Raw genomic sequence first — 24,605 nt, forward strand, 5'->3', positions numbered from 1 at the left:
GTCCTGAAGCCGGATTACAAAGTGCTGAGACGACTATAATAAGGAATAAAGACTAAAAGCTAGCTGCCTATGGAAATGGGCAGCTTTTTATTTTTTATAAGCGATTAGAAATTTTAAATAATTTACTGTTTATCTGACATTTTACTGACACATACAGTTAGTAAAGTGATAGTGTAAAGAACAGAAATGCAATTTTACTATAATTATCGTAATATATTAAATAGACAGTCTAATGGGCAAGGAGAGGATTTTCAATGGAGAATAATAACCGCCGTGATTATGAACATTTAGATAAACCAATAGATGCTGCTAATCAGGAGAGTAAAGAGAAGTCTGAAATGCAAAATGAACAAGATATTGAAAAGGAATTCATTTCGTACCGCGGGTATCATGAATTACGTCCAGAAAATGACGAAGAGAGTGCCCTTGAACAAAAGAGCCCACTCAATGATTCTTTGCCAGAAACGCAGCCTCTTGCTTCTAGAGAAGATGATGAACTGGAGCTAAGAACGGTTGGGAAGAAGAAAAGAAGAAACAGATGGCTGACGCCATTCATTACTGCGATTCTAGGTGGAACAGTAGCCTTGGGTGCAGGTTCTTACTTTGGCTTTGTCGATTTATCAGGTTTACTTCCTGACGGGTCAGGTTCTGTAAAAACAGCGATTGCTACAAATGATAAAGTAAATGATGAAGAAGGATTAAAGATTATAGATACAACCAAGACGACTTCTGAATTAATTCAAATGATTGAGGAAGTATCTCCGGCAGTTGTAGGCGTTGTTAATATACAGAACTCCACCAACTATTATGATTATCGTCAACCTGCAACAAATGAGGAATCAAATAACAGCCAGGAGAGCGGCACGGGCTCAGGGGTTGTCTTTAAAAAGTCCGGTAATGATGCATTCATTGTTACGAATAATCATGTTATTGAGAATGCAGATACCATTGAAGTGTCATTGGCAGATGGTTCAAGGATAACTGCGAAACTGGTTGGAACAGATCCATTAACAGACTTGGCTGTATTAAAAATTGATGGAAGCAATGTGAAAAAGGTAGCTGAATTTGGTGACTCTGAAAAGCTAAGTGTTGGTGAACAAGTATTAGCCATCGGTAATCCGCTGGGTCTTGACTTCTCAGGATCAGTAACCCAAGGGATTATTAGTGGCTTGCAGCGTACAGTAACTGTCAGCACGTCAGCTGGTGAATGGGATATGGAAGCAATCCAAACGGATGCCGCTATAAACCCTGGTAACAGTGGCGGCGCGTTAGTAAATGGTGAGGGACAAGTTATAGGAATCAATAGTATGAAAATTTCCTCTGAAGAAGTTGAGGGAATTGGATTTGCTATTCCAAGTAAGGATGTTTCAGACATTGTGAATGATTTGCTTGCCGATGGAAAAGTTCAGCGGCCATATGTTGGGGTAAGCTTACAAGCTATATCCGAAATACCTCAATATGTCTTACAGCAGCAATTGGGTCTACCTTCCGAGGTAACAAGTGGCGTGCTAGTAACTCAAGTGGAAACTGGTTCCCCGGCTGCTGAAGCTGGAATAGTTGCTAAAGACGTGATAGTGGCGATCAATGATAAGGAAGTCACTACACTTGGTGACTTCAGAAAATACCTGTATAGCAATGCAGATAATGGAGATAAAGTTAAAATCAAGCTATACAGAAATGGATCAGTGAAAACTGTATCTGTTACAGTTACTGAACAATAATAATTTGGAGAATAGCTGTCGACTACCTTCCCCGCTTGGGTAGAAGACATTATTTAAATAGATGAAGATTTCGTTTTGAAGCCTGATATTCAGGCTTCTTTTTTTTAGCATTGAGCAAGTTGATTATGTGGTGGACATATAATAAGAGAAAAAGAGATTAGGGAGGCCTAAATGGGAATATCATACGATCCAGCGCGGAAGTTATTCCATTTAAAAGCGGGTGAGATGAGCTATGTGATAAAGATCTGTCACCATGATTATTTATCTCATTTATATTGGGGAAGAAGGATTAAGGATTCCAATGAAAGTAATCTGTTACAGTTTAAATACCGTTTATTCTCTCCAAATCCAGAAGGGTTTGACAGGACATTTTCTCTAGATACACTGCCTCAGGAATATCCCGCAAATGGAAACACAGATTTTCGTACACCCGCCTATCAAATCCAATTCTCAAATGGGACAACCGTTACAGACTTAAAATATAAACATTTTCATATCTATAAGGGCAAGCGAACATTAGCCGGATTACCGGCTACGTATGTTGAGGATGAACAGGAAGCGACCTCAATTGATATCACGCTAGAGGATGAACAAATAGGGCTTTTAATCATATTGACTTACTGTACATACGAAAATAACAATGTGATTACTCGATCAGTTCGGTTTATAAACCATGGAGAGTATCCAATGAAAATACTTAAAGCCATGAGTACTTCCATTGATTTCAGGGAGAGTGAATTTGACTTGCTGACGTTATACGGTGCTCATGCAAATGAATGTAATTTATCTAGAAAACGTTTGGCACCTGGAAGCCATCTCATCGAAAGCACGCGTGGGGCCAGTAGCCATCAGCATAATCCATTTATATGTCTGACAAAACCAGATACCAATGAAGAATATGGGGAAGCATTTGGATTTAGTTTGGTTTATAGTGGGAGTTTTCTAGCGCAGGCTGAGGTGGACCAATATGAAACAACGCGCCTAACAATGGGCATTAATCCCTATAATTTCAGTTGGTATTTAGAGACAGGGGAAACTTTTCAAACACCGGAAGCTGTTATGGTTTATTCCTTTAAAGGATTAAGTGATATGTCCAGAACCTATCATGAATTATACCGGTCTCGTTTGGCTAGAGGGCTGTACAGAGATTGTCTGCGGCCTGTGTTATTGAATAATTGGGAAGCTACGTATTTTAAATTCAACTCCGATAAACTTGAACAGCTTGCGCAAGAAGGGAAGGAGCTCGGGGTTGAATTATTTGTCCTGGATGACGGTTGGTTTGGGAAACGGAACGACGCTAAAACCTCTCTTGGGGATTGGTATGTGAATACACAGAAATTGCCGGGTGGCTTAGAAAAGCTGGCAGAGCGGATTAATCAGATGGGAATGAAATTTGGAATTTGGTTCGAGCCGGAAATGGTATCTATGGATAGTGACTTATTTCGTAAATATCCAGAATGGTGCATTCAAGTCCCAGATCGTCCGAAATCATTAGGGCGTAATCAATTGGTTCTCGACCTAACAAGGGCTGAGGTATGTGAGTACATTATTGAAACCATTTCAAGTGTTTTGTCATCAGCCCCTATCAGCTATGTGAAGTGGGATATGAACCGACATATGACAGAAGTCGGTTCGTTGGCTATACCACCAGAAAGGCAGACGGAGACGGGCCATCGTTATATGCTTGGCCTCTATACTATATTAGAGGTGTTAACGAACCGCCACCCAACTGTTTTATTTGAAAGTTGTTCAGGTGGAGGGGGGAGATTTGATCCAGGACTGCTCTTTTATATGCCCCAGGTGTGGACCAGTGACAATACTGATGCTGTTTCTAGATTAAAAATTCAATATGGAACAAGCCTTGTATATCCGCCGGTGACGATGGGCGCACATGTTTCAGCTAGCCCAAATCATCAGGTGCATCGTCACACTTCCTTATCCATGCGCGGACATGTTGCCCTTTCAGGAAATTTGGGATATGAGCTGGATCTTACGAAGATGAACCAATCAGAAAAAGAAATGATTAAGGATCAGATTAAATTGTATAAAGAAATCCGTGCTATTATTCAATTTGGTACGTATTATCGGTTGCTTAGCCCTTTTGCAGGAAATCAGGCAGCCTGGCAATTTGTTTCAGAGGATTTATCTGAGACAGTTGTGATGTATTTCAGAATGATGGCGCAGCCTGCAGAGCCATTTCGTATCCTCAGGCTAAGGGGATTGGATCCCGCTAAAACATACTTCGATAAGGATACATCCTTAGTGTATGGAGGAGATGAATTGATGTATGCCGGGCTCTCTATCCCTGAATTGAAGGGTGATTACTGCAGTATATTATGGAGATTGAACGAAAATGAGTAGATAATAGAGCGCTACTTTAAAGTTCTTCTATACCATCTATATACTGAAAAATCAGAATATAATATTTTACTTTAGATATAATTTCCTCTAAACTTCAAAGTATACCATTGTTCATGAAGGAGAATTAGATGACAAGTGAATACATGGCAAATCTATTTATTAATCTCTTTATCATCCTAATTATTATTCAGCTTATCTATTTTTGGCATGTGAAGTATGGATCATTGGGAGAGGTTAATCATTTAATCGTTGGAATCGGTCAAGCGATTAGTATTCTACTAAATAGTTTATTCTTCTCTGTTGAACCATCACCTGGTTTCCAGATGGTTAGTTTGAGCTCTATATCCATTATTATTGGTATCTATTATGGCGGATATGCCGTTGGGGCAGGTTTGTATATACTCACACTTCTTACAACTTTCCTTTCCACCACCTCATTTGATTGGTTTCACACCTTTTCAGGCCTTAGTTCCTTAATCGTTGCATCCATTTTTAGAGTAAGATATAAAAAACTAAAGTCTAATCAACGTTTGATTGCAACCGGCTTAACAGCTCTTATTTCCTCTTTAGCTAGTATCATAATTTTTACGTTTTTGTATGGTCAAGAATTCACTCCAAAAAGCAGTTTCTTATATGTTCTACTTTTTTTATTTGGAACTGTATGGATGGTTTACGCCATTGAAAAGCTGGAGAAAAACAGAAATTTTAAAAATAAATTGATTGATACAGAAAAATTACAATCAGTCAGTCATTTAGCTGCTTCTATTTCTCATGAAGTTCGTAACCCATTAACCGCAACGAAAGGATTTCTGCAATTACTAAGAAATGATGAGAATCTATCGAAGGAAAAGAAGCAACAGTTTATAGATATTGCGTTATCTGAATTAGACCGAGCTGAGACCATTATCAAAGATTATCTGGCATTTGCTAAGCCACAAATAGATAGTAAAGATCATATCAATATTCACATAGAATTAAATAAAGTAGTCGATATCGTAAAGCCGCTTGCCAATATGCGCAATGTGAGAATTCAAATTAAAGTGTTTCCCTATCTAGTGGAGGGGGAGAGACAATTATTTCAACAATGCTTTGTGAATATTTTAAAAAACGGCATCGAATCAATGGAGAATGGAGGATCTCTTACATTAACGACTGTTAAAAGGAAGAAGGGTGTAGAAATTATTATTGTTGATACGGGTATTGGTATGACCGCTGAGCAGTTAAAACGGTTGGGTGAGCCCTACTTTTCGACAAAAGGAGTGAATGGGACAGGGCTTGGGATGATGGCAGTATATAGAATTATTGGTTCTATGAAAGGATCGATACATGTTAAAAGTAATCCTGGGGAAGGTACAACCTTTACGATTTATTTACCGGGATACGAATTGAAATCCATGTAAATGAACACGGATAAGTAACAAAGACCTAATGGGGAGTGTCCATCAGGCCTTTGTTAATTAATCAGCCAATCGTATACAATTCAGGTGATATGGTCTCAAGAAACGGACTCATTTCCTCTTTACTAAAGAGATAAAGTTCATGCATCGCTCTTGTACAGGCCGTATAGAATAGCTTTCTTTCCAATTCACGCCCGTATGCTTCTTTCGAGGCATCATAAATAAGGACAGCGTCAAATTCAATCCCTTTTGACAAATAGGATGGCAGAATCAGAGTTCCTTTACTATATGAATAGGTGTTTTTTGTCATCAGCTGAACATTAAGATTCTTGGATAATTGTTCGTAAGCTTTTCGTGTTTCATCCTCGGTTTTACAGATAATCGCAATCGTCTGATGACCAGCTTTTTCTAAAGAAGAGATCAAGCTGCTGATTTCAAGGTTACGTTCGGAATTGTTATTCACTATTTTCACGGTAGGTTTTGGTCCACTTCTGTTAAACGGTTCAATTTGGATTTTACCCAGAATCTCCTTTGAAAATTCAACAATTTGGCGGTGGATCGGTAGCTCTTCGTCAGCTCCATTTTTTCAAACTCTCCTGTATTGTATAGCTCATCGGATAGCAGGGTTGGCGCATCAATGGAGTGAGCATAGATTGCCTGATTAAAATCTCCTAATATCGTCATTTTACTAGCGGGAAATAACTCCTTTAGAACTGCGAATTGAAAAGGGGTATAGTCCTGGGCTTCGTCAATAAATAGATGACGGATAAGATTATCCGTTTTTCGCCCCTCCAGCTTTGCTTTTAAATAGATAAAACCAATCCCATCTTCATTAGCTAATTCATTTTGTTGGCAACGTTTCAAGGTGTATTCACAAATTTGTGGCCACATCTCGGGGAATTCCGCTTCGTTAACCTGTTTATAGCCCTCTGTGAAAAAGTTTTTATAGACAGCCTTAACATGAATAAACTTTAGGTTTTTAATGGCTTTTTTTATCGGATTAAAGTAGGTGCGAACTACTTTTTTCGCCAATTCATTTTTTTCCTGTTCAAAATCATTAAATGTATCCTCTGAAAAATGCTGTTTTGCTTCAAGTTCCATATAAGTCGCTGTATATTCTTCTGTATCCAATAACTCCAATTCATCCTCGACCCATTCTTTTTTAAATTCGATTCTTTCCTTCTCTTTCAAATTACGTAACAGCCATTCTTTAACTGTCTGCATGCGAGCAGGGATTGGAAGGTCAGAGTCGAGAGAATAAAAGTAGGTCGCTATCTCACTTGACGTAATAAGTATTTCACCTCGAAAAGAGATATTTTTAAATTTAAGATCCCTTGTGCTGAGATGCTGTATATAATCATCCATAATTCTTTTATATTGTAAACCGGCTTTAAAACGAATCCCCTCAAGTCTGGCTTGATTATATACTCCCTTTTCATTTTTTAATACGTATTCCATCTGTTTAAATGGGTCCTCTATCGCAAAATCTTTACCTGCATACTTATCAATATAATCATGGAAGGTGGTTTGCTGCATATTTTCCTCACCTAAATTAGGCAATACGGTTGCTATATAGCTATTGAATAATGGGTTTGGAGAAAATAACATGATATTATCTGACTGGATCTTTCCTAAATAGCGATACAGTAAAAAGGCAACCCGCTGAAGTGCAGCAGAAGTTTTTCCACTACCCGCAACACCCTGGACGACTAAATACTTACTTTGTTCATTGCGGATAATTTTATTTTGTTCTTTTTGAATGGTAGCAACAATATTTTTCATTTGGTTATCCGCATGAGTACCGAGAACCTCTTTTAAAAGCTCATCGCCAATTGTTATACCGGTATCAAACATGCTTTTCATCTGTCCATTTTTTATGATGAATTGTCTTTTTAGTTCCATGGTACCCGTAATTGTCCCATCTAAGGTTTGAAATTCTGCCGGACCGGGAGAGTAATCATAATATAGGCTCGAGATAGGGGCACGCCAATCATAGATAAGGAAATTTTCGTTGGTTTGATCCATTAAAGAGGCAATTCCTATATAGACTGTATCCGTTTGTTCCTCGCCATTTTCATGAAAGTCGATCCTTCCGAAATAAGGAGAATCTTTAAGTAAGTCTAATGTTTTCAGTTGCTTGGTAACCTGGTTTTGCGTTCTTTCTCTTTCCGAAAGCAATTCGGATTGCTGTTTAATACTCGCCAATGTTTCAACTGCATCTTCCACATTATCCATATTGACGGTGACATCTTCCCAAAAGGTTTTTCGAATAGTACGAACCTCTTCTTTTATTCCCCCTGAGGATTGTTCCAGCATGTTTGTCTTATGATCGATAATCTTGATAATGGTTGATAGTCGTTTCTCTTCATAGAGTTTCTCTTGATTTTGTTCGGTCATATCCTGTCCTCCTGACGGTCTTAAAAAAGCTTATGACGCTTTATGAAACATACTATATAAATGGCAAATGCGAATGGTGAATTCCGTATATATACTCAGGTAACATGTCAAATTATTCTTTTCCACATTCTAAAAGATTAAAACCCGGTATGGGTGACAGTTGAACCCTGTCATCCATACCGGGCATGATTTAAGGCTGCTTACATTTTTGTTGAATGAACTTCTTTCTGTTGGTCCGCATCTTTTTCAAAGAATAAGATTAAAGAAGGAAGTAAAAGGCCTCTGACAAGGAATGTATCTAATAAAATGCCGATAGCTACAATAAAACCAAAAACGAACAAAATAGCTATTGGTTGTGTCATTAACACGGCGAATGTGGCCGCAAGAATGATTCCTGCAGAGGAGATGACACCGCCAGTATTGGCTACAGCGATTTCGACTGCTTTTTTAACAGGATGTTTTTCACGTTCTTCCTTATATCTGGATATCAGGATAATATTATAGTCAATACCGAGTGCTACAAGGAAAACGAACGCATATAGTGGTACCCGAGTGTTGATTGCATCAATATCAAACAAGACATCTGCTAAAAATGTTCCAAGTCCTAAAGCCGCCAGGAAAGAAATTAAAATTGTGCCCATCATATAAATCGGCATCTTGAAGGATCTGGTCAGAACACATAGTAAAACTAAAATAAGAATAGTTTCAGCAATAACGATGACGATAATATCACGATTATTAATCGCTCGATCGTCGACCTTTGTGGCCGTTTCTCCAGCAAAGTAAAGCTCACCATCAATATCTGCTTCTTTTAAGAGAGTGTCTGATTTGTCTCGTATAGTCTCTAAAGCATCTATCGTTTCTAATGCATAAGGGCTTTCCGAAAATGAAAGATTATACTTGATTGCTTTTCCATCCTCGGTAGTACCTGTTGGACGAACATTTGCAACCATATTTTGTTTTCCGAGCGTTTTTGCTAGTTCATCGATTTGTTCCTGAGAAATAGCTTGGTCAGACTTAAGTAAAACAGTGGTAGGTGCCAAATCGCCTTTATCAAACTTTTCTTCTACGATTTCATAGCCTTCGCGAGACTGCATATCCTCTGGGAATCCCTTAACTGTATCGAATTCATATTTTATATTAAATATATTTAAAGCAGAGATGATTAGAATGGCAAAAACCATTCCTCCTGCCACTAATGGCTTAGTGGTAACGAAGTTTGCAATTCGTGACCAGAAGGTTGCTTTTGTTGCTTTGCTTTCTCCAACCTTTGGGACCTTCGGCCAAAAAGATTTTCGGCCAAATAGAGTAAATAAAGCCGGAACTAATGTTACGGATGCAAGCATAATGATGAACATCGTTGTGCCGAAAGTAGGAGCAAAGTTTTGATAGTCCCCACTTTTAGCCAGGAATAGGACAAGCATGGCGGCCAAAACTGTTCCGCCTGAGAAGAAAACAGGTTCGCCTGTTTCTCTCATCGCCAATTTCATCGCTTCATGTTTGCTGGTAAAACGTTTCAATTCTTCGCGATATCGCGCAAAGACAAATAGAGAATAGTCAATTACAGCAGCAAATAAGAGAATAGTCATAATGGAGAGAGACTGTGTACTCATTTCCAAACCGGCTTTACCCATTATACCAAGCACTTGATCTGTCACTATATACACAAACCCTGCTGCCAAAAGGGGAATGAGTGCCAATAATGGTGAACGATAAATGACAATTAGCAGGACTAAAATCAGCCCGACTGTTGAAAATAATAAAACAAGGTCTGCTTTTGAGAACAAGTCCAATGTATCAGCAGCAATCCCCGCCGGACCCGTGATTTTAAACGTCATATCAGCAGTGGTGTCTTTTACTGCAGTATATATATCCTCAATGCCGGCTTGAATCCCTTTTGATTCAAGTGAACTTTCAAAGTTGAGAGGAATAACAGCAGTTGTTCCATCCTTTGATAAAAATTGCGCTTGTGCCTGTGGAGGAAGTGAGGAAAATGGAACGGCTTCTTTAACACCCTTTATGTCTTCTTTAATGATTTCATCCATTGCCTGACTTATGGTCTGCGTATCTGCTTTACCGGACTCAGCGGAGAATACTAAAAGAGCCGGGACCCCTTGATCATCTTTAAAATATGTATTCAATTGTTCATTAGCGATTACGGATTTTGCATCATCGGGTAATGTTTGTATACTGGATACATCATACTCTTTGGCGCTCGGAGAAAATAAGAATAATCCTAATGTAACCACTAACCAGGCTATTAATGTTATCCACATGCCGCGTTTTGTGGTAACCCAATCTGTTAGTGCGGCCAGTAATCTTTTCAATTATTTGTTCCTCCTTTAGGGAAATGATATAAATAGTTTTTATTATCTTAATTTAATTAAATAATTTATGCCTGGATATATCAAATATGTAGATTCAATCATCCGAGCCCTGATCTCTGTTTTGGATACTGAAACGTGAAACGTATTGTTTGAAACAATCTATCTAGTGAGATATAAAGGGTATAATGAGTGTAAGAATGAAAGAAGGTAACAAATTGGAAACAAAGACATGCAGTGAAACTAGAATTGTAAAGACAAACCGTATATTTCCAAGCGATGTAAATGATCATAATACGTTATTCGGTGGTAAATTAATGAGTGATATTGATATGACAGCTTCACTTTCAGCATCAAGACATAGCCGTAAAACAGTTGTCACGGCATCAACGGATTCTGTAGATTTTCTAAATCCTATTACAACTCAGGATTCTGTCTGTCTAGAGTCATATGTGACCTTTACCGGTAAAAGTTCGATGGAAGTCTTCGTAAAGGTAATAGCTGAAAATTTGATGAGTGGTGAACGAAAAATAGCAGCCACAGCTTTTCTCACATTTGTGGCACTCGATGAGAACGGAAAACCATGTCGTGTTCCGACCATCATCCCTGAAACCGAAGAAGAGAAAAAGCTAAATGAAACAGGAAGCATTCGTGCTGCTAAACGAAAGCAGCATCGTTTACAAAGTAAAGAGCTTGCAGAATATATTACGACAAAAAGGCCTTGGGAATAAGTGTGGTTCTTAATAAAGGGAATGTAGATGATGGTGATGCCATGATTTGCATTCCTTTTTTGTTCTTCTTTTACATCACCAGCTTATGTCATTTTTGATTCGATAGGTCGTAATAGCCGCATATTCTCTAATATGTGATTTTAATCTTGCTATTTTAGGTGTTTTAGCAGGTATACCAATTAGCTTCAAGTCCTGTTTCTCAGCGATTTTAATGGTTCGATAGAGATGATAATCATTCGTTACGACTGCGCCGGATTTTAAATGACTTGGTATAAGCACTTTCGAAAAGGCTATGTTTTCTTTCGTGTTTGTTGAAGTATCCTCCAGTATTAATCGACTGCTGGATATACCGTATTCTATCAATCCTCTTTTCATTGCCTCAGCCTCGGAAATATTCTCTCCTTTTCCCTGTCCTCCGGAAAGGATTGCTACACAATTCAAATGCTCGAGTAAATAATTAGCTGCGGCGTCAATTCGGTATTCAAGTGAAAGAGAAGGAGTTGAGCCTTTTACTCTGGCGCCCAATACAATAATGTAATCTATTGTTCCCTCGTGTTCTTGATGTGAATAACGATACATATTAAATTGAAGAATGGATATATAAATAAGTAGGATGGCTATAGAACCGATTGCTATTTTCTTTTTCACCACTCGATACTCCCTTCAAACAACCCTATCAATATCATAGAGTAAATATGGAAAGAAGTGTAAGAGTTTTGGGTGGGTAATGATCAAAAAATTAAAAATAGTCATTCGTCTTAAGAATCGTATGTGCAGAAAAATCATAGGTGGGTGACAGGAAAGACAACTGAATAGGCTGTAGACCTTTGGTTTCTGATATTAATCGGAAAGAGATCATATAACTAATCTCATTTTATGGAACGGTTAAAAGTATATCTAAAAAGGAGGGGCATCTGGATAGATGCCCCTTTTACCAAGTGGCTAAAGGAATACCTATTCTTTTTTCTTGTAAATGCTATGTTTCGGTACGGCCATTTCATCAAAATGGTTTGCTAGGGTGTTAAGCTCCTTTTTTAAATATTCCTCAAGAAGCGGGAGACCATGGCCAGTTACAGCGAAGTTCGGGTTCAGCTGATTTAATTTAATTACAGAATCTTTGGCGGCATTCCAATCTGTTGTGAAATAACTTGGTGGACCACTGATTTCTTGTTTTTGGGTAAGGACTTTATAAAGCGATTCTTGTTTAACGCCAACAAAAGCATCACCAGCAATCAGAAAGCCGTCTTCTTCACGATATAGTGAAATATGCCCAGGTGAATGTCCTGGTGTATGAATCCATCTCCAGCCAGGCATTTCAGGAACGCTTCCATCAGCTGGAAGGGGCTGTACCTTATCGCCGATATCAATGCCATGATTAGGAAAGAAACGGGCAATATCAGGAACAAGCCCACCATCCGCCTTATAGTCAGGCTCAGGATAATTCTTTTGCCCAGTTAAGTAAGGGAGTTCCAGTTCATGGGCATAAACAGGCACATCCCACTTATCCAATAATTCTTCAAGTGCGCCAACATGGTCGAAATGGCCATGCGTTAAAATAATCGCTTTTGGCTTGCTTCCTTTACCAAATCGCTTGTTTACTGCTTCAATAATCTCATCATCTGCTTTGGGCATACCGGCATCAATCAAAACAAAATTGTCTTGAGCAGGCAGCCCTACGAATGTGACATTAACGATTTGTGTATTCAGGACACAAATATCTTCTTTCACTTCAATGCCCATTCCGCTTGTAGATGATGTTAAAGGAATATATGTATGACGAAATGTTTGTTTAGATTTATGTTCCATAAAAAATCCCTCCTAAAATAGGCTCTTACTAGTATGTACCCTTATTACTTATCTCATTAACAATAAAAACGAGATTGTCATAAATTTACTTTAGCCATCGGCTAGAGAGGATCTTGTTGAATATTCAAGGTAAATTTTAATCTTAATTTACTCTTTATTGTTATCGTTTCAGTATTAAAATTAAGGTGAATAGAGATAGCTAGTATAAGCTTAATAGATACAGAGAATAGCAGGAACTGGTACTTGCAGCGGAATATATGTATAATTATCTTTTTCAGGAATTATATTCTTGATACCGTGTCAGTTGTGATTTTATCTTGTTCAAGTATAATAAAAGAAATGGCTCTGGCCTAATTAGTATGAATATGGTGGTTTATCATGTCTAACAATAAAAATTTTACGTCGAGAATAGATTATGGTCTTCTATTTATCGTTTTTCTCCTCTTTATAACAAGCTGTATGGCTATATATAGTGCACAAACAACAGGTCAGTATGCTGAGAACTTTCTTGTAAAACAGATTGTTTGGTATGTCGTAGGAATCAGTCTTGCATTTTTGATTATGAGATTTGATGCTGATCAGTTGAAAAAAATGAGCTGGTATTTATACTTCTTCGGCTTATTTCTTTTGATGTCTATCATTATTGCACCAACTAGTATTGCACCTGTTGTTAATGGAGCAAAAAGTTGGTTTAGGTTTCCTGGGATTGGTTCCATTCAACCATCTGAGTTTATGAAGGTATTTCTGATTATGGCGTTGGCAGCGCTAATTCAAAATCATCATATGAAGCATCGAATTAAAACACTTCAAACCGACTTCATACTTCTATGTAAAATTGTAATCACTACAGCAATACCTATTTTGCTTGTCATGAAGCAGCCTGATTTGGGGACTTCCCTTGTTATGATTGCCATTATGGTTGGGATGATTTTTGTATCAGGAATTACATGGAAGATACTGTTGCCTATTTTTGGGGGAGGATCCCTGTTAGTTGGTGTTATTTTCTACCTTGTGGTCTGGCATCCAACTATTATGGAGAAATATTTTCATGTTAAACAATATCAATTTGGGCGGATATATGCATGGCTTGATCCGTATAACTATACTTCTGCCGAAGGCTATCAGTTAATTAAATCATTGTTGGCAATTGGATCTGGAACCACATCTGGTAAGGGATTTGCCAATAGAGAGGTCTATCTGCCGGAGGGGCATACAGATTTTATATTTGCTGTCATTGGGGAGGAATACGGATTCCTCGGATCAAGTATTGTCATCAGCTTATTCTTCTTATTGATTTATAACATGACAAAAATTGGTCTCGAGACAAAAAATGATTTTAATACCTATCTTTGTGTCGGTGTTATCTGCATGTTGACGTTCCATGTATTTGAAAACATTGGAATGACAATCGGCTTACTGCCGATTACTGGTATTCCTTTGCCGTTCCTAAGTTATGGAGGAAGCTCATTACTCGGAAATATGTTGGCGCTCGGATTAATATTTAGCATAAGATATCATCATAAGAAATATATGTTCTCTACATCTTAATGAAAATGATACCTAAATACCTCTTGCTGGATTTGGCAGGGGGTATTTTTTTATACGATAAAAGGTAAAAAAACATTATAAGCTTGGTGAATATTCATAGCTATACCCGTTTATTACTGACAGCTTATATGGCCCACAACATAGTCGCTATCATACTAATACTAAAATGGGAGATTTCAATTTTTATTTAGTTTGAAACTATATGGTAGATATTGTTATATAATGTTCTATAAGTGGTCATACAGGAATATAGAAGAGCAGATAAGAACATTGAATTAATGTCAGAATTTATTAAAAGGATATGAATAAAATAAGAGTATAGGAGAGCGTAAAAGTTAATCTGTATAATGGAAACTGAAATTTATTGAAAATATATACTTTTTTAATTTTTTAGCTTAATATTGTTATTTTAGTATTATTTTTTTGATACTATATAGAGAGAAGCATCTTACAGTTTGTACTATTATTCGATTGCTTAAGACTAGACTATTGGTACAGTAATGTTTACTGACACATCGGATGTGAGCATAATGAATGGTCGTGGAAGGGACTCATCTAGGTGTTAAACTCTTACTCTTCTTTACCTGCGCGGAAATGTTAAAGGCTAAGTCAGTAGAAGGATAGAGATTAGTTAGGTGCGTGTGGTTGAAAATGGAAGCGCTGTCCGCAGTACATTAAGTACTTTCTGGTTGTCCCTGCATATTCTTTCATGAAGTCAGCATGTGGTTCTAAACTAGTAGCTGTTATGATCTAAAGCTTAATTGAAGGGTATCCGTTATAGAAAGCTTTTGCTGTAAGAGAAGTTTGTTTAAATCCGTTTCAATAAATACTTTGTTTGCAAGCTCGAGTTACTAGAAGAAAAAACTTCTACTGAACAATACATATAAGTGGGTGTTCGAATGAAAGCTAAGGCAATTCAATTATTAAGACAGGTTGATCTATTTTCATGCTTATCAGAAAAAGAGATAAAGGAACTGGAGCCGTTCTTATATGAAAGAACATATAAGAAAGGACAATATCTATTTGTTGAGGGGGATCCTAGACTTAGGATTTATATACTGCTTGATGGTTTTGTTATGCTTGAAAAATCGAACCAAGAGGGTAGTTTATTATATACAAGTTATGTGAAGAAGAATACAGTTTTCCCTTATATGGGCTTATTTGAAAATGAAGAGTATAGACATAGTGCCATCGCAGAAACAGATATTCGAGTCTTTTATATGGTGGCGGATGCTTTTGAAAGTGTTGTCGCTAAAAATAAAGTTCTCCTCAAAAAAGTTATTCTTCAAATCAATGAACTGCTTGCGTTACAAGAAAATAGAATTAAAAATGTCATGACCCCAAGTGCTCATACAAGAGTATTAAATACCATTAACTATTTGATGAATGATCTTGGAGAAAGAGAATCGGATTTAATTCGTATTAATTGTCCGATTACGACCACAAAAATTTCAGTTATGTCCGGAACTTCGAGAGAAACTGTTAGTATGGTCGTCAATAGATTAAAGAAGGATCAGGTCCTATCCATAAAAGATCGAATGCTTCATATACATAAACCGGAATACTTTGGAAAGGAAGTTATTTGAGGAAAATTTATGAACGGATTAATTGATAATTCCTTCATTCCCCTTCTATAATAGGAATATTATACTAAGGGGGTGGAGTATATTATGATAAAAATCTCCTATCACACATTGGGAGCAGCTACTTTTATTTTGGGATTAGTATTACAGTTAAAGTGGCCGGGTCAGGATGAGACCATAGGTAACCAGCTGTTTCAATCTTACTCTATTCCTATTGAAGGAGAGATAGGAATCTCTTATGTTTGGATTTTCTCTCTCATCATACAGGTCAGTGGAATTCTGCTATTTTTGAAATGGTTTTCTGAGGAGCACCCTCAAATTTTAAAGAAGTATACGCGATTTGAACCTGTTTTCCTCGCTGTTTTGCTGTTCGCTATTCCTTATGTATGTAATAGTCTATTAAGTACTTCAGCCAAAACCTATGTATATGCTGCGGAGAATGGAACTAATGCTATAGAATATGTGGAAAATGAGAGTACAATAAAAAAAGCCACAGAAGATGGTTTGTACGAATGTAAAATCATCCTTAAAAATTATGAACATCAATCACAAAAGATCATATTGAAATTCCCTATTTCTGAATCCTTAAAGAAAGAAAAGAAAGTGGCTGCTTATTTACAGGTACATGAGAAGAAGGAAATTACCGTTCGATTTTCAGCTGACGAATTAGTTGAAATGGAAGGGATACCTGAATTCATTATTCAATCATAGTAGAGTATTAGTTTAATAACACTCTAAAAAACATGAAAAATCGGAGAAACGTGTATAAATCAACGTTTCTCCGATTTTTGTTTTACTAAAATATCCTGGGACTAGATCCTTGGAGTTACATTTCTTGCGGTGCTTCCATTCCTAATAAACGCATACCTTCTTCAAGAACGATAGTAATCGATTTTATTAAGGCTAATCGATTTTGCAAATCGCTATCAGTCTCTAATATCCGTACATGTCCGTAATAGCGGTTAAAAGATTGAGCTAAATCAATCAAGTATTTAGCAATAATGGATGGTTCCATTCTTTCGAAAGCCCGTCCAATCATAGAAGGAAATGCCAGTAAAAGCTTCACAATATCAAAGCTGTACTCATCAGATAAACCTGCTGTGTCACTAGCAGGATAGGAAGCTTTTCTGAGAATGGAATGAGCTCGGGCATTTGTATATTGTAAATAGGGACCGGTTTCTCCTTCAAACTTCAAGATGTCTTCAAGAGAGAATTCGATATTATTCATCCGGTCATTTTTCAAATCGTTAAAAATAACTGCTCCAACGCCTACTTGTCTTGCAACCTCATTTTTATTTTTTAAATCTGGATTTTTATTCTCAATATTTTTACCGGCAAGCTCTATGGAATTTGCCAACACTTCTTCAAGCAGGACAACTCTGCCTTTACGGGTCGACATTTTCTTACCGTCTTTCGTAATCATGCCGAATGGTACATGTTCTATTTGGTCAGCCCAGTCAAATCCAAGTTTCTTTAAGACAGCTTTTAGTTGTTTAAAATGCAAGGACTGTTCATTTCCGACAACATATACTGCTTTGGCAAACTGATAGGTGCGATGACGATAAAGTGCAGCTGATAGGTCCCGGGTAACATATAGAGTAGCTCCATCTGATTTTTTGATTAAACAAGGTGTTAAGCCTTCTTCATCTAATCTGACAACCATGGCTCCCTGATCTTCTATAAGTAAGCCGCTATTTTCAATTAATTCCACGACCTCTGCCATTTTATCATTATAAAAAGCTTCCCCGTTAAAAGAGTCGAATTGGATGCCGAGCAGTTTGTATATTTTTTCAAATTCCTTCAGAGATTCATCTCTGAACCATTCCCATAATTCTGTTGCTTCTTGATTTCCATCTTCAAGCTTTTTGAACCAGTCACGTCCCTGTTGTTCAAGCTCAGGGTTGTCTTCCGCTTTTTCATGGAATGTAATATATAGTTTTAAAAGCTCGCTGATGGGACTCTCTCTTACTTTTTGTTCATTTCCCCAAGCTTGATAGGCAACAATCAATTTGCCGAATTGTGTGCCCCAATCGCCAATATGATTAATTTTAACGGGAGTATATCCGCATTTTTCAATAATATTAGCTAAGGAGGCGCCAATCACGGTTGAGCGTAGATGCCCCATAGAAAAGGGTTTGGCGATATTAGGTGAAGACAGATCAATCGCGACGTTTTCCCCATTGCCAATTGCAAGTGAACCATAATGATGTTGTTCAGTTAATATTCTATTAATCACTTTTTCACTAATGGTCTTTTTATCGAGAAAAAAGTTAACATATGGCCCAATAGCTCTTACATCTTCATATCGATCATCTTTTAAGCTTTCAGCCAATGATTGGGCAATTTTCTGAGGCGATTGCTTCCATTGCTTTGCCAAAGCAAAGCAGGGAAATGCCAAGTCACCGTGCGCTTTATTCTTGGGTATTTCAATCAAAGATAAGCATGTCTCAAGTGCTAAATCATCCTTGGTTAGTTCATTAATATGAGAAGCCACATCCATTTTAATATCCATACTTTTAACCTCCAATGTTAAAATAATAAAAAAAGCCCGTCTCTTAATAATTATTAAGAGACGAGCTTGTAAACCCGCGGTACCACTCTGCTTGTTCTAATGAACCACCTTATCTTTATAACGGAAAGACCGGCCCAAACTACTAAAAGATGTTCGAATGAGCATTTCAGAAGCGCGTTCCTTAAAATCACCAATACCAGGCTCCCACTACTCCCGGCTCGCTATAATCTGTATTTTAAGTACTATTCTTCCTCAAAAATTGTATCAATATTTATTTATATACGAATAGTATAAATGGTCTAAAAAGAATGTCAATATATACTATGATTTTTGGAGGATTAACTTGCTCATTACTGCACAAATAGGTATACAATAGAATTATAATACTTGGCGAAGGGAGTATTCTACTATCATGAATAAAGAGAAAAGGCTGGCTATTATTAAGCAAGTAATCCAGAATAATGAGATTAAAACTCAGGAGCAGCTGGTTGAAGAATTATCAAAGCAAGGATTACATATTACTCAAGCTACCATTTCCAGAGATATTCGGGAATTAAGCTTAGTAAAATATCCATCGAAGACCGGTGGGACGAAATATGGCTTTATTGGGGAGCATAAGTACAATGATACAATGAAACTCCGGAAAAAAATGCAGGATGCCCTACTGAATATAGAAAGAATTGAATATTTTATTATCATTAAAGCATTACCAGGTCATGCACACTCATTTGGAGCCATTTTAGATGAGCTTGATTGGGATGAAAAAGCAGCAACGATATGCGGGAATGACACATGTATGATTATTTGTCGGACAGTTACTCAAGCAGAGGTGCTGGAAGAAAGACTAAAATCGATTGCAAATTTGTAAGAAAAATATTTTAAACATTTAGAGTATTTTATGCATGAAAATATACATACATTTATCCTGTTAAGTAGGTATTGTGAAGAGATTATTAAATATTCATACAAGAAATAGTTTATTTAAAGAGATTTATGTGAAGATTTACACATTATTTATGTGAAAAATCTCACATATCTTTTTTTTCACTCCTGTACACTAAAAATGTAAGAAAAATAAGGTGTGCAGGAGGAAAGGCAAGATGACAAATCCAATTCATGTTACTTCTGAAATTGGTACGTTAAAAACAGTTATGTTAAAGCGTCCTGGAAAAGAAGTAGAAAATCTTACTCCAGAATATCTGGAGAGGCTATTATTTGATGATATCCCGTATTTGCCGATTATTCAGGAAGAGCACGATTATTTTGCTAATACATTAAGAGATCAAGGAGTAGAAGTATTATACCTTGAAAAGCTAGTTGCTGAATCGTTAACAAATCCTGAAGTGAAAGAAGAATTTGTTAGTCGTATGCTGGAAGAAAGTAACGCAAAGGTACAGGGTACTTTCGAAAACCTTAAAGAGTACTTATTATCTTTTTCAAATGAAGATATGATAGAAAAAATTATGTCTGGTATCCGTAAAAATGAACTGGAAATCAGCAAAAGAAAACATCTGTATGAATTAATGGAAGACCATTATCCATTCTATACAGATCCAATGCCAAACCTTTATTTTACGCGTGACCCGGCAGCGGCAATTGGAAATGGGTTAACGATTAATAACATGCGTGAGCCTGCAAGACGCAGAGAATCCATGTTTATGGAGTACATTATTAAACATCATCCAAGATTTGCTGGTAAAGATGTTCCTGTATGGCTTGACCGTACTTATAATAACCCGATTGAGGGTGGAGATGAGCTGGTATTAAGCCCAGAAGTAGTCGCAATTGGAGTTTCAGCCAGAACTTCCGCTAAAGCAATCGAAAAGTTTGCATTGAACATCTTGAATAAACAGGAGCAATTCAAGAAAGTAGTCGCTATTGAAATACCAAAAACTCGTGCATTTATGCATCTGGATACTGTATTTACAATGGTAGATTACAATAAATTTACGATGCACCCAATGATTCAAGGACCTGGCGGAAAAATGAATATCTATATTCTTGAAAAAGGTGCTGATGAGAATTCAGTATCCATTACTCACCGTACAGATCTTAAAGAAACTTTGAGAGAAGTACTTGAATTGCCTGAGCTTGAAATCATTCTTTGCGGTGATGGAGATGAAATCGCAGCTCCACGTGAACAGTGGAATGATGGCTCCAACACATTAGCGATTGCACCAGGTGTGGTTGTTACATATGATCGAAACCAAGTGTCAAATAGAGTCCTTCGTGAACATGGTGTCAAGGTTATTGAGATCAAAAGCTCGGAATTGGCTCGCGGTCGTGGGGGCCCACGCTGCATGAGTATGCCGCTTGTACGTGAAGATATTTAATCAATAGATAGAAGTCAGTTATCTTTGGAAGGAGAAGTTGTAATGATTAAAACAAGACCAGATCTTAAAGGTAGAAGTTTCTTGGCTGAAAAAGATTTCACTGAAGAAGAATTCTTACACATGATTAATTTTGCCGCTGAGTTAAAAGAAAAGAAAAAACAAGGCATTCCACATCGTTATATGGAAGGTAAAAATATTGCCCTATTATTTGAAAAGCCATCCACACGTACTCGTTGTGCATTTACGGTAGCTTGTACTGATTTAGGTGCACATCCGGAATACTTAGGAAAAGATGACATTCAACTTGGTAAAAAAGAATCCATCGAAGACACTGCTAAAGTATTGGGTCGCATGTTTGATGGTATCGAATTCCGTGGCTTCGAGCATTCAAAGGTGGAAGCTTTAGCTGAGCACTCCGGAGTACCTGTATGGAATGGTCTTACAGATTTATGGCATCCAACACAAACATTGGCAGATTTCTTAACAGTACAAGAAAATATCGGCCATTTAAAAGGCGTTAAATTTGTATATGTTGGAGATGGACGTAACAATGTTGCGAACAGCTTATTAGTTGGTGGAGCAAAAGTTGGTATGGATGTACGTATTTGCTCTCCTGAATCCTTATTCCCTGAAGCTTCTATTGTAGAGCTTGCTGAAGAATTAGCTAAGGAATCCAATGGTCGCATTACGATTACTTCTAATGTTGAAGAAGCGGTTTCCGGAGCAGATGTAATCTATACAGATGTTTGGGTATCTATGGGAGAAGAAGACAAATTCGCAGAACGTATTGCTCTTTTAGCTCCATATCAAGTGAATATGGATATGATTAAAATGACTGGAAACGAAAATGTGATTTTCCTTCATTGCTTACCAGCATTCCATGATCTTGAAACAGCATATGGACGTGCGATTCATGAGGAGCATGGTTTAGCTGAAATGGAAGTAACAGATGAAGTCTTCCGCAGTAAGCATTCAAAAGTTTTCGATCAGGCAGAAAACAGAATGCATACGATTAAATCTGTAATGGCATTGACATTAGGCAATATTGAATAAGGAGATGAGCAGGGAATTGGTTCTATCTAATTCCCTGCTACCATTATTAATTAGAGGTGAAGAAGAATGGCAGACGATAAAAAGATTGGTTTGTTTGCTTTAATTGCAATTGTTGTAGGCTCCATGATTGGTGGAGGAGCATTTAACCTTGCTTCAGATATGGCGGGAGCGGCTTCCCCGGGTGCAATTATTATAGGTTGGACAATTACTGGGATAGGGATGATTGCCCTAGCGCTTTCTTTCCAGAATCTGAATACGAAAAGACCAGATCTTGATGGCGGTGTATACAGTTATGCTGCTGCTGGATTTGGAAAGTTTATGGGATTCAACAGTGCTTGGGGATATTGGTTGTCAGCATGGTTAGGTAACGTTGCATACGCTACACTTTTATTCTCATCTATTGGATATTTCATCCCGGTATTTGAAGGTGGACAAAACATTGCGGCCATTATTGGCGGCAGCGTACTGCTGTGGGCTGTTCATGCTTTAGTTCTGCGTGGAGTTCACTCAGCTTCGCTGGTAAATATCGTAACTACTATTGCGAAGTTAGTTCCTATTTTCTTATTTATTATTATCGGTATTTTTGCGTTTAATGCGGATATTTTCTTAGATGATTTCTGGGGAACTGGCGGAGGTTTCCAATTTAGTGATGTTATGGCTCAAACAAAAAGCACAATGCTTGTGACACTTTGGGTATTCATTGGTGTTGAAGGGGCAGTGGTTTTATCCAGCCGTGCGAAAGATAAAAAAGATATTGGTAAAGCAACAGTTATTGGTTTAATTGGTACTTTAATTATCTATGTATTAATTTCCATTATGTCAATTGGTGCGATGAACCGTGCAGAGGTGGCCGGATTAAGTAATCCATCTATGGCTTATGTGTTTAAAGAAATGGTAGGTCCGTGGGGAGCTACATTCATAAACCTTGGCTTGATCGTTTCAGTACTAGGTGCTTGGCTTGGATGGACATTGTTAGCATCTGAGATTCCATACTTGGCAGGGAAAGATAAATTATTCCCTAAATGGTTTGCAAAAGTAAATAAAAATGGAGCCCCATCTAATTCCTTATGGCTAACAAATGGGTTAATTCAAGTGTTCTTATTAACATTCCTTGTATCTGAGCAAGCATATAACTTTGCCTTTTCATTGGCGTCTTCAGCCATCTTGATTCCATATGCGTTCTCTGCTTTCTATCAATTGAAGTATTCCATTCAGGATAAAGCGGCTGATCGCATTAAAAATATTATTATTGGTGTTGTTGCAAGTGCCTATGGTGTTTGGATGGTTTATGCCGCTGGTATTGACTATTTACTATTAACAATGATTTTATATGCACCAGGTATCCTTATTTACAGAGCTGTACAGAAAGAAGCGAATGTCAAACAAGTATTTACAAAAACAGAGTTGGCTATAGCAGCGGCCTTTGTTGTATTTGCCTGCTACGCGATCTTCGAATTGATCACTGGAGGCATTACTATTTAACCTGATTTCTAAACATCAACTGATATTTGGAGGTATCGAGTCTACTATGGAAAGAAAGAAAGTAGTTATAGCTTTAGGTGGTAATGCCATTCAATCTGGTGATGCCAGTGCAAAAGCTCAACAGCTGGCCCTTGAAAAAACAGCTGAACAGCTTGCAACACTTGTGGAGAATGGAATGGATATTATCATTTCACATGGTAATGGTCCACAAGTTGGTAATATTCTTCTTCAGCAAAAAGCGGCTGATTCAGAAAAAAATCCAGCCATGCCTCTTGATACATGCGGAGCTATGTCTCAGGGGATGATTGGGTATTGGATGGAAAATGCAATGGACAAGGCCCTTTCCAGAAGAGGAATTCACAAGGATGTAGTGGGGATTGTAACAAGGGTTGTTGTTGATGAAAATGACGGAGCCTTCAAAAATCCTACAAAACCAATTGGTCCTTTTTACTCAGAAGAAGAAGCGATGAAACTAATCCAAGAGACTGGTGCTTCCTTTAAGGAAGATGCAGGCAGAGGTTGGAGAAGAGTAGTGCCTTCCCCAAAACCAGTCAGCATACTGGAGCATAAGAGTATTAACAGTCTTGTGGAAAGCGGAAAGATTGTTATTTCTACAGGCGGCGGTGGTATTCCAGTTCTGAAGTCCAATGATGAATTAATTGGAGTAGAAGCTGTTATCGATAAAGATTTTGCTTCTGAGAAGCTGGCTGAATTAGTAGATGCAGACGCTTTAATTATTTTGACTGCAGTAGATAACATCTATATTAACTATAATCAGCCGAATCAACAAAAACTAGAATCCATTACAACTCAGGAAATAAAAGCATTGGCGGAGGAAGGTCATTTTGCACCAGGCAGTATGCTTCCTAAAGTAGAAGCTGCCATTCAATTTGCAGAATCAAGACCAGGCCGTTCGACAATCATTACATCCCTGGATAAAGCATTGGAAGCATTAAAAGGAAATGCCGGAACAATCATTTCCATGCAGGAAGAAAAAATAATGGCCTAATAATTATGAATGAAAATATACCCCAATTCATTTGATGATTTGGGGTATATTTTGTTTTTACCTAGTTTAGGCGGAGCGCAATACCTACACCTTGTACATATAAATGTATAAAGAAACTTATTTTTTAAATTGGTTATTCTGACTGTTTACTTTAGAATGATGCTTTTCATGATGTGGACCGGCATTCCCCTTAACGCTTGCAGCACTGACTCCTGCTTTGCTTGGATTCTTTTTAAGCTTTGCCATTAAAATCACCTCCTGTATTAGTTTGACCAAACTAAAAATTAATAACAAATTACCATTTTTTTGATTTTACAATTGCGGAATTTTCTAAAATCTTTTATAGTT

At 37.5% G+C, this 24,605-nt stretch carries 19 protein-coding genes and 1 other annotated feature; of the genes, 12 read left to right on the forward strand and 7 right to left on the reverse strand.

The window, feature by feature from the left end:
• The first annotated feature begins 254 nt into the window (after positions 1 to 254).
• The 3 genes from AC58NB_RS13515 to AC58NB_RS13525 all read left to right on the forward strand — a co-directional run bounded on the left by AC58NB_RS13515 (position 255) and on the right by AC58NB_RS13525 (position 5,482).
• On the forward strand, positions 255 to 1,721 hold the full coding sequence (locus tag AC58NB_RS13515) for a S1C family serine protease (RefSeq protein WP_497427368.1): 1,467 nt from the start codon (positions 255 to 257) through the stop codon (positions 1,719 to 1,721).
• Positions 1,722 to 1,892: 171 nt separating this feature from the next.
• Entirely contained in the window at positions 1,893 to 4,082 is a 2,190-nt protein-coding gene (locus AC58NB_RS13520) for an alpha-galactosidase (protein ID WP_497427369.1), read from the forward strand.
• A 128-nt stretch (positions 4,083 to 4,210) separates the two neighbouring features.
• Positions 4,211 to 5,482 (forward strand): ATP-binding protein, encoded by a 1,272-nt coding sequence (locus tag AC58NB_RS13525; RefSeq protein WP_497427370.1) that lies wholly within the window; start codon positions 4,211 to 4,213, stop codon positions 5,480 to 5,482.
• Between the two features lie 61 nt (positions 5,483 to 5,543).
• On the opposite strand, the gene AC58NB_RS13530 is transcribed toward AC58NB_RS13525, so the two are convergent.
• The 3 genes from AC58NB_RS13530 to AC58NB_RS13540 all read right to left on the reverse strand — a co-directional run bounded on the left by AC58NB_RS13530 (position 5,544) and on the right by AC58NB_RS13540 (position 10,203).
• Positions 5,544 to 5,951: an ATP-binding domain-containing protein gene (locus AC58NB_RS13530; RefSeq protein ID WP_497427371.1), complete on the reverse strand. Its 408-nt coding sequence runs from the start codon at positions 5,949 to 5,951 to the stop codon at positions 5,544 to 5,546.
• The gene (gene helD, locus AC58NB_RS13535; protein WP_497427372.1) at positions 5,948 to 7,876 is read right to left on the reverse strand and encodes an RNA polymerase recycling motor HelD; all 1,929 of its coding nucleotides are present in this window, start codon (positions 7,874 to 7,876) and stop codon (positions 5,948 to 5,950) included. Before helD ends, AC58NB_RS13530 begins: the two co-directional genes overlap by 4 nt.
• Positions 7,877 to 8,076: 200 nt before the next feature.
• Positions 8,077 to 10,203 (reverse strand): MMPL family transporter, encoded by a 2,127-nt coding sequence (locus AC58NB_RS13540; RefSeq protein WP_497427373.1) that lies wholly within the window; start codon positions 10,201 to 10,203, stop codon positions 8,077 to 8,079.
• 197 nt (positions 10,204 to 10,400) lie between these two features.
• Here AC58NB_RS13540 and AC58NB_RS13545 point away from each other — a divergent pair, with 197 nt between their 5' ends.
• Positions 10,401 to 10,931 (forward strand): acyl-CoA thioesterase, encoded by a 531-nt coding sequence (locus AC58NB_RS13545; protein WP_497427465.1) that lies wholly within the window; start codon positions 10,401 to 10,403, stop codon positions 10,929 to 10,931.
• A 75-nt stretch (positions 10,932 to 11,006) separates the two neighbouring features.
• Here AC58NB_RS13545 and AC58NB_RS13550 read toward each other — a convergent pair whose 3' ends face one another.
• Positions 11,007 to 11,582, reverse strand: a complete 576-nt coding sequence (locus AC58NB_RS13550) for a YdcF family protein (protein ID WP_497427374.1) — start codon at positions 11,580 to 11,582, stop codon at positions 11,007 to 11,009.
• Positions 11,583 to 11,885: 303 nt separating this feature from the next.
• Positions 11,886 to 12,737 carry an MBL fold metallo-hydrolase gene (locus tag AC58NB_RS13555; RefSeq protein ID WP_497427375.1) on the reverse strand — a complete coding sequence of 284 codons (852 nt, stop codon included), beginning with the start codon at positions 12,735 to 12,737 and terminating at the stop codon, positions 11,886 to 11,888.
• 378 nt (positions 12,738 to 13,115) lie between these two features.
• On the opposite strand from AC58NB_RS13555, the gene rodA reads away from it, so the two are divergent.
• The 3 genes from rodA to AC58NB_RS13570 all read left to right on the forward strand — a co-directional run bounded on the left by rodA (position 13,116) and on the right by AC58NB_RS13570 (position 16,579).
• On the forward strand, positions 13,116 to 14,285 hold the full coding sequence (rodA, locus tag AC58NB_RS13560) for a rod shape-determining protein RodA (RefSeq protein ID WP_497427376.1): 1,170 nt from the start codon (positions 13,116 to 13,118) through the stop codon (positions 14,283 to 14,285).
• An 899-nt stretch (positions 14,286 to 15,184) separates the two neighbouring features.
• On the forward strand, positions 15,185 to 15,871 hold the full coding sequence (locus tag AC58NB_RS13565) for a Crp/Fnr family transcriptional regulator (protein ID WP_497427377.1): 687 nt from the start codon (positions 15,185 to 15,187) through the stop codon (positions 15,869 to 15,871).
• 84 nt (positions 15,872 to 15,955) lie between these two features.
• On the forward strand, positions 15,956 to 16,579 hold the full coding sequence (locus tag AC58NB_RS13570; RefSeq protein WP_497427378.1) for a hypothetical protein: 624 nt from the start codon (positions 15,956 to 15,958) through the stop codon (positions 16,577 to 16,579).
• A 115-nt stretch (positions 16,580 to 16,694) separates the two neighbouring features.
• On the opposite strand, the gene argS is transcribed toward AC58NB_RS13570, so the two are convergent.
• Positions 16,695 to 18,380: an arginine--tRNA ligase gene (gene argS / locus AC58NB_RS13575; protein WP_497427379.1), complete on the reverse strand. Its 1,686-nt coding sequence runs from the start codon at positions 18,378 to 18,380 to the stop codon at positions 16,695 to 16,697.
• Between the two features lie 53 nt (positions 18,381 to 18,433).
• Positions 18,434 to 18,645: a binding site (T-box leader), on the reverse strand.
• A gap of 147 nt (positions 18,646 to 18,792) precedes the next feature.
• Here argS and argR point away from each other — a divergent pair.
• The 5 genes from argR (at position 18,793) to arcC (ending at position 24,257) form a co-directional block, all read left to right on the forward strand.
• Positions 18,793 to 19,248: an arginine repressor gene (gene argR, locus AC58NB_RS13580; protein WP_497427380.1), complete on the forward strand. Its 456-nt coding sequence runs from the start codon at positions 18,793 to 18,795 to the stop codon at positions 19,246 to 19,248.
• Positions 19,249 to 19,480: 232 nt separating this feature from the next.
• Entirely contained in the window at positions 19,481 to 20,713 is a 1,233-nt protein-coding gene (gene arcA, locus AC58NB_RS13585) for an arginine deiminase (RefSeq protein WP_497427381.1), read from the forward strand.
• A gap of 42 nt (positions 20,714 to 20,755) precedes the next feature.
• A complete protein-coding gene (gene argF / locus AC58NB_RS13590) occupies positions 20,756 to 21,766 on the forward strand; it encodes an ornithine carbamoyltransferase (RefSeq protein WP_497427382.1) in 1,011 nt (336 codons plus the stop codon).
• 66 nt (positions 21,767 to 21,832) lie between these two features.
• Positions 21,833 to 23,248: an arginine-ornithine antiporter gene (gene arcD / locus AC58NB_RS13595; RefSeq protein ID WP_497427383.1), complete on the forward strand. Its 1,416-nt coding sequence runs from the start codon at positions 21,833 to 21,835 to the stop codon at positions 23,246 to 23,248.
• Between the two features lie 46 nt (positions 23,249 to 23,294).
• A complete protein-coding gene (gene arcC, locus AC58NB_RS13600) occupies positions 23,295 to 24,257 on the forward strand; it encodes a carbamate kinase (RefSeq protein ID WP_497427384.1) in 963 nt (320 codons plus the stop codon).
• A gap of 117 nt (positions 24,258 to 24,374) precedes the next feature.
• Here the strand turns inward: arcC and AC58NB_RS13605 are convergent, their stop codons facing one another.
• Positions 24,375 to 24,503 (reverse strand): YuzL family protein, encoded by a 129-nt coding sequence (locus tag AC58NB_RS13605; RefSeq protein ID WP_497427385.1) that lies wholly within the window; start codon positions 24,501 to 24,503, stop codon positions 24,375 to 24,377.
• Positions 24,504 to 24,605: the final 102 nt, after the last annotated feature.

The sequence above is a fragment of the Pradoshia sp. TA40_28 genome (assembly GCF_059694525.1).

Bases quoted from the DNA above. Each gene is read 5' to 3' on its own strand.
- arcA (WP_497427381.1), top strand. From the start codon at position 19,481: ATGACAAATCCAATTCATGTTACTTCTGAAATTGGTACGTTAAAAACA.
- AC58NB_RS13555 (WP_497427375.1), bottom strand. From the start codon at position 12,737: ATGGAACATAAATCTAAACAAACATTTCGTCATACATATATTCCTTTA.
- AC58NB_RS13545 (WP_497427465.1), top strand. From the start codon at position 10,401: ATGAAAGAAGGTAACAAATTGGAAACAAAGACATGCAGTGAAACTAGA.
- arcC (WP_497427384.1), top strand. From the start codon at position 23,295: ATGGAAAGAAAGAAAGTAGTTATAGCTTTAGGTGGTAATGCCATTCAA.
- rodA (WP_497427376.1), top strand. From the start codon at position 13,116: ATGTCTAACAATAAAAATTTTACGTCGAGAATAGATTATGGTCTTCTA.
- argF (WP_497427382.1), top strand. From the start codon at position 20,756: ATGATTAAAACAAGACCAGATCTTAAAGGTAGAAGTTTCTTGGCTGAA.
- AC58NB_RS13525 (WP_497427370.1), top strand. From the start codon at position 4,211: ATGACAAGTGAATACATGGCAAATCTATTTATTAATCTCTTTATCATC.
- AC58NB_RS13570 (WP_497427378.1), top strand. From the start codon at position 15,956: ATGATAAAAATCTCCTATCACACATTGGGAGCAGCTACTTTTATTTTG.
- AC58NB_RS13605 (WP_497427385.1), bottom strand. From the start codon at position 24,503: ATGGCAAAGCTTAAAAAGAATCCAAGCAAAGCAGGAGTCAGTGCTGCA.
- AC58NB_RS13515 (WP_497427368.1), top strand. From the start codon at position 255: ATGGAGAATAATAACCGCCGTGATTATGAACATTTAGATAAACCAATA.
- AC58NB_RS13565 (WP_497427377.1), top strand. From the start codon at position 15,185: ATGAAAGCTAAGGCAATTCAATTATTAAGACAGGTTGATCTATTTTCA.
- argR (WP_497427380.1), top strand. From the start codon at position 18,793: ATGAATAAAGAGAAAAGGCTGGCTATTATTAAGCAAGTAATCCAGAAT.
- AC58NB_RS13520 (WP_497427369.1), top strand. From the start codon at position 1,893: ATGGGAATATCATACGATCCAGCGCGGAAGTTATTCCATTTAAAAGCG.
- arcD (WP_497427383.1), top strand. From the start codon at position 21,833: ATGGCAGACGATAAAAAGATTGGTTTGTTTGCTTTAATTGCAATTGTT.
- helD (WP_497427372.1), bottom strand. From the start codon at position 7,876: ATGACCGAACAAAATCAAGAGAAACTCTATGAAGAGAAACGACTATCA.
- argS (WP_497427379.1), bottom strand. From the start codon at position 18,380: ATGGATATTAAAATGGATGTGGCTTCTCATATTAATGAACTAACCAAG.